General features: G+C 64.4%; 6 protein-coding genes and 1 pseudogene. 1 reads left to right on the forward strand and 6 read right to left on the reverse strand.

Annotation, left to right across the window (positions count from 1 at the left end; translation table 11 throughout):
* Window positions 1-432, forward strand: a 432-nt coding sequence (locus AC1DP3_RS17905) for an HNH endonuclease family protein (RefSeq protein ID WP_477295657.1), incomplete at its 5' end; no start/stop codon positions are given.
* A 119-nt stretch (window positions 433-551) separates the two neighbouring features.
* Here AC1DP3_RS17905 and AC1DP3_RS17910 read toward each other — a convergent pair.
* From AC1DP3_RS17910 to AC1DP3_RS17935, 6 genes and pseudogenes are all read right to left on the reverse strand, one after another.
* Window positions 552-1,595, reverse strand: a complete 1,044-nt coding sequence (locus AC1DP3_RS17910; protein ID WP_477295665.1) for a ribosomal protein L7/L12 — start codon at window positions 1,593-1,595, stop codon at window positions 552-554.
* A 111-nt stretch (window positions 1,596-1,706) separates the two neighbouring features.
* Window positions 1,707-1,862: pseudogene (locus AC1DP3_RS17915) on the reverse strand (DUF4236 domain-containing protein); the annotation flags it as partial.
* A gap of 147 nt (window positions 1,863-2,009) precedes the next feature.
* Window positions 2,010-2,552: a PH domain-containing protein gene (locus AC1DP3_RS17920; RefSeq protein ID WP_477295659.1), complete on the reverse strand. Its 543-nt coding sequence runs from the start codon at window positions 2,550-2,552 to the stop codon at window positions 2,010-2,012.
* 351 nt (window positions 2,553-2,903) lie between these two features.
* Window positions 2,904-3,248 (reverse strand): type II toxin-antitoxin system PemK/MazF family toxin, encoded by a 345-nt coding sequence (locus tag AC1DP3_RS17925; RefSeq protein ID WP_477295661.1) that lies wholly within the window; start codon window positions 3,246-3,248, stop codon window positions 2,904-2,906.
* A complete protein-coding gene (locus tag AC1DP3_RS17930; RefSeq protein ID WP_477295663.1) occupies window positions 3,241-3,480 on the reverse strand; it encodes a hypothetical protein in 240 nt (79 codons plus the stop codon). Before AC1DP3_RS17930 ends, AC1DP3_RS17925 begins: the two co-directional genes overlap by 8 nt.
* 199 nt (window positions 3,481-3,679) lie before the next feature.
* Window positions 3,680-4,489: an AraC family transcriptional regulator gene (locus AC1DP3_RS17935; protein ID WP_477295667.1), complete on the reverse strand. Its 810-nt coding sequence runs from the start codon at window positions 4,487-4,489 to the stop codon at window positions 3,680-3,682.
* Window positions 4,490-4,493: the final 4 nt, after the last annotated feature.

Raw genomic sequence — 4,493 nt, forward strand, 5'->3', positions numbered from 1 at the left:
CGCAACGACATCCTGGGCCGCGACCTGCTGGAACCGACCTTCAAGGCGAGGACGAACGACTGCAAGGTCTTGACCGGTGTCCTCATCGACCCGTACGACGGGACTCGAAGAGACTTCGTCTCTGGGCCGGAGACTTCCGTACTCGTGCAGATCGATCACATCGTCGCGCTGGGGTGGTCTTGGCATCACGGTGCGGATGCATGGTCCGATGAGCGTCGCACCCAGTTCGCGAACGATCCGCGCAATCTTCAGGCCTCTTCGGACGTCACGAACCAGGAGAAGAGCGCCTACGGTCCCAGCGAGTGGCTCCCGCCCGTTCCGGAGCTGCGCTGCGAGTACATCGTGAAATGGGTCGCCGTGCTCGACGACTACGACCTCGGAATCGGCCCTGAGGACAAAGCAGCTGCAGAAGCGGTGCTTGACGGCTGCTAGGCAACAGTCGGTCGGCCATCGCGGCGGTTGCGTGATGTCGCCGGAGTCCTCATGCTCGTCATTCCGCGGGTTTACAGGGTCAGACGGACTGAGCGAATTCCTCTCGTCGTGGCTCCATGTCAGTGCTGACGGAACCCGGCGACAGGCGATGTGGTCACGAGCGTCACCGAAGCGCCGACCTTCTCGAGCGCGGCCTTGGCCTTCTCGGCGGTATCCCTGGCCGCGTCCACAAGTACTGTCTGGGGAGTCGATTCGACGACCGCCTTCGCCTCGGCGAGGCTCAGGCTTGTGAACTCGCGCACGACCTTGATGACGTGAATCTTCTTGTGGCCTGCGACGTGGAGGATGACGTCGAACGACTCCTTCTGCATGATCTCGTCGTTGGCGCCATCGACGKGGACGTCAGCAGCGGCCACCGCGACTCCGCCTGCAGCTGCGATCAATTCCCGGATACCGGGAAAGTCATCGTCCGTCGCGAGCACCCTTTCGAAGTCCTTGCGGGCCATCGCCGTCTTGTTCTCCGCGAGGTAGGCCTGACCGCGCTCGACGTATGCCAGGTTGCGAAGCTCTGCGGGCCTGGAGCGGATACGAAGCGCCTCCTTTGACGCCTCACGCGCYGCCTCGAAGTAGCCTTGCTCGCGCAATGCGCGGGCACGCTGCATCAGCAGATAGGTCGACGGCTCATCCTCGTTGGTGACTCCGTTCGTCAGGTCGACGACGTCGTCCCACCGCCCGACTGCTGCATACAATTCGGCGAGAGACACCGCCGCCATGGTCGTCGGCTCAATCGACTCAACGATCTCGATCGCTCGTGAACGCTCGGAACGCGCCTGTTCCAACTCGGCCAACTGCAGCGCGATTGCGGACCTTGAGATCGGCATCTGCGCGCTCACGCCCTCGGCCACCGTCAGGGTGATTTTCCCGTCGTGCGTGTACGCCCGCAGGAAGGTGTCATTGCTCKGTTCGTATCCCGCCTCGTGGAGCCCATTGAGGATGACTTTCAGCCGATACTCGTCATTCGCGGGGAAAGCCACGAACATCGCCTCGACCATAGAGATCGTGTTCAGCGCCTCGGGATACTTCTCGGCCAGCTCCTCGTACGTCGGCCCCTTCTGGCTGACCATCCTCTTGAAGAGAGCCTTCTCCCAAGCCGGCGAGAACATCCCGGGTTTGTGTGAAGCAGGCCGAGACGGCGCCGGCGGGCGTGTGACCTTACGAGGAGCGGGTTTAGCAGGCCTCGAACCCCTGCTCGAGGAACTCACGTACGAAAGCCCTGTTCCGGGGATCCCGACGGACGTCGTCCGACGCCCACTGCTGCTCGCGCTGACGCGTGCACCCCGAACGCCGGCGCTCACGCCGATCGATTTCGCTGAGATGTTCATTCGCACGCCAGGCGCGATCTTGATCGACTTTCGCATTCTGAAACCCATGGTGATCCTCCCTGGTATGTGTTCGACTCTTCGTGTGTCCGGACGGTCGGATCCGTGCTCGCATCGCTCCCCGTTGGCGGGGGTTGTTCTACATCGCTTCAGCCTTGATCGCGGGACCGAGCTTCACGGCTGGCGACGGAGATCGGCCTAGATTCGGCCGAGCAGCTCGGCCTTCTTGGCCTCGAATTCTTCAATGGTGACGACGCCCCCATCGCGGAGCTCGCCAAGCTGCTTGAGAGTCGCGAGCACATTACTGGCCGAGGATGCCGGGGGCGCGAGCGGCCCGGTCAGCACTTCGGGCTGCACGCTGTCGGGGCCTGCTTGCACCACATGCTTCGCGTTCATCGCCGATTTCACGACGTCGAGGAAGGCAGCGAAATCGTTCGGCGGCGTGAGCCACTTCACCTGCACCTTGTTCCCAGAAGCATGGAACGCAATGTGATGACCCATCATCGACTTTCCATGCTCGAACGATGAGATGTTTCCGAACGGGAAGGATTCGAGATCGAATCCGCCGAGCTTCTTCGCATAGAACACGACCCGACGATCAGTCGCGATGAGTATGCCACCTCGAGCGGAGTCGTTGCCCATGATCCTGGTCTCGTATGCCCCCATCACCGAGGCTTTGACAAGCTCGCCGGGTTCGAGATGCTGCTTAGCCTGCTCGAGTAGCTTTTCGGCGTTAGCCATTGGTTTCCTCCGATGAAAGTGACGCGACTGCCGTCCACGCGTCGGGTAGAGCCCTGCGAGGCCGCTGTCGCTAAGCCGGTGATAGTTAGTGTAGCGTTGTGGTCTGACCACACGCTGGGAACGATTGTGTCGTGCACCGTGGGTGCGCGCGAGAGTGCAGATCGCCCGGATCGCCGTGGACCGCGTTGCGACGGCAATCCGCTACCCGACGTCGCACCCACCGCCGCTGTTCGCGCGATCGCCCGCCTCGCGCTCAGATAGCGAGGCACGTCGCACCCCCCTATCGGCCGACGATTGCCGGGGCAGTGGGCCTGCCCAGCGCTGCAGCAGCAGGCTTGCTTCGCGCGGACGTCAAAGGTCGAGGAAGTCGCCGAGCCAGGTCCGAACTCGGAGGAGGCATCCGTCACTGACGGCGCCGGCGATCCCCGTCAGACGTTCCCGGGCGAGGGTGCGTGGCTGCTCCGTCATGATCCACGAGGCGTGCTCGAGACCGCTCGTTCCCTCAACACGCACGTGGTTCGGCCATCCTCGATCGACCGACGTAATCGGCAGGACGATCGCCAGAGTTGTTACCGCGTCGAGGTATCCCTCGGAGGCGACCACGAGAACAGGGCGGTGACCGCCTTGCTCTCGGCCGCGCACAGGCTCGAGGGCGGCCCAGGCTACGACACCGGGCGCGAGCTCGAGGTCAGTCACCTGGCAGGTCGGAGAGTTCTGCGAGCTCCCACGACTCCGACTCCTCGGCGTGAGACGAGCGCTCTTCGATCGAGGACGCCGCGATTGCCTGCTTGAGCGATGCCAGGCGATCGCGGCGGTCCGCGGCATCGGCAAGAACCGCGAGGTGCGCGCCGAGCGTCATGCCCGCCCGCGAGGCCTGCGCCTTGAGCCGGTCACGCAACTCGTCGCTGACCTTGATCGTCGTGGTCATACTTTCAGTATACCGGTGGGCTCAGGGGAGCGGCGGATTGATCGCGGYCTCAAACTCCTTGACGCCAGCGCCGAGGGCGTCCGACATCACGCGTGAAATCGCGTCGACCGTTTCGACGACTCCGCTCGCGATCATGATCTCGTCCCCGCCGTAGAGCAGTCTTGTAAGCGGGGCCTCAGGCGGCGGCTTGGGTGGCGGCTCACCCCCGCTCCACCGGCAGCCACAACTCACACGTGGCCATGCTGAAGTCCGCGGCTCGATCCAGGATCGCCACGAGAGACGGGCCGCGGCGAAGGCGCCACGGATTCGAAGGGAACCAATCGGTGGCGGTCGCGGCCCACGTCGACTGCAAGACCGCCGGATACTCGCCCTCGGCATGGAACACGGCCCACGCGCCGGCATCCAGCTCGATGGCGTCGAGGTCATCCGGCACGAGCGTCTCGCGATCAACGGCGACCCCGTGGAGGTAGGTCAGCTCGCTGCCCTCGGTATAGTCCGGGTCGACATCGGCGCTCACCTGCAGCAGTCCCCGCGGCTCGAGGTTGCTCAACTGCTTGAGACGGACGTGCTCAGCGGCCGGCAACGAAGCGATGAAGGCCTGGATGTGCGGATTGGCGCCCCGATGGATGAGAGGCACGCGGGTCGAGTGGCCGATGAGGCGGAATGGCGGTCGATCGGTGATGCGAGTGTCCATGGGGACGTTCCCTTCGACGGTCAGGCGGAACCTGAGCTGCGGTTGTGAGCGAAGGGGGCCGCCGTCTCGGCGCACGTCGCCGGGACTGACACCGTGAACCGACCGGAACGCTCGGCCGAACGCCTCGCCCGAGCCGTACCCGTACCGCACGGCGATCTCCAGCACCTCATCGCCCGCGAGAACGTCCGCCGCGGCGACCGTCATCCGGCGCCTGCGGATGTACTCCGACAGCGGCATGCCGGCCAGCGATGAGAACATCCGGCGGAGGTGATACTCCGTCGTACCGGCGCCGGCCGCCAACTCCTCGAGGTCGATCTCC

This window comes from Microbacterium sp. P5_B6, assembly GCF_056400345.1.